Annotated in this window: 1 protein-coding gene; it reads right to left on the bottom strand. The window is 32.8% G+C overall.

From position 1 onward, the window contains the following. Nucleotides 1-235, bottom strand: a 235-nt coding sequence (locus ACRHNM_RS18235) for a sigma 54-interacting transcriptional regulator (RefSeq protein ID WP_431138038.1), incomplete at both ends; no start/stop codon positions are given.

Below are 235 nucleotides of genomic sequence, written 5' to 3'. Positions count from 1 at the left end.
TCTTTATTAGTTGCAGCTACAACTGTTACATTAACTTTAATGTCTTTATCTGAACCTACTCTTGGAATTTTATTTTCTTGTAAAGCACGTAAAACTTTAGCCTGAGCAGAAACTCTCATGTATCCAATCTCATCAAGAAAAATAGTACCTCCATTTGCTGCTTCAAATTTACCAGCTCTATCTTTATTTGCACCAGTAAATGATCCTTTAACATGACCAAATAATTCACTCTCAA

Source organism: Psychroserpens mesophilus, from assembly GCF_050617655.1.
Classification (GTDB): domain Bacteria; phylum Bacteroidota; class Bacteroidia; order Flavobacteriales; family Flavobacteriaceae; genus Psychroserpens; species Psychroserpens mesophilus_A.
Note: the sequence above shows the minus strand (reverse complement) of the source record. Positions and strands in the feature narration are given on the sequence as shown.